General features: G+C 68.1%; 1 pseudogene. It reads right to left on the bottom strand.

Annotation, left to right across the window (positions count from 1 at the left end):
* Positions 1-91 precede the first annotated feature (91 nt).
* Positions 92-348, bottom strand: a pseudogene (locus ON40_RS34400) (1-acyl-sn-glycerol-3-phosphate acyltransferase); the annotation flags it as partial.

The following is a 348-nucleotide window of genomic DNA, read 5'->3' as shown; positions in this document are numbered from 1 at the left end:
CCCTTGCTATGCCAGGGGAGGGGAATTAGAGACGCCCCTGCAATAGATCACTATCTCGACCGACCGGCTGGGAACACTGTGCGGTCAGCGACTACACCGCGGCCGGGTGGTCACGGCGTGCGTACTCGTCCACGTACTCCTGCCCGGACGCACGGTGCAGTTCGGCCATCAGTTGATCGGTGGCCGCGCGCACCACACGCTGATCCTGCGCCAGCTCCGCGAACCGAGCCAGATCCAGTGGCGCACCGACCGTGATGCCGACCCGCCCGAACCGCAGTCGTCGCGACCCGCGCGGGTTCACCCGCTCGGTCCCGGTCATCACCACCGGCAGGACCGGCGCTCCGGTCA

The sequence above is a fragment of the Nocardia jiangxiensis NBRC 101359 genome (genome assembly GCF_000308615.1).
GTDB lineage: Bacteria > Actinomycetota > Actinomycetes > Mycobacteriales > Mycobacteriaceae > Nocardia > Nocardia jiangxiensis.
The sequence above is the reverse complement of the archived record's forward strand: the minus strand, read 5'-3'. Positions and strand labels throughout refer to the sequence as shown.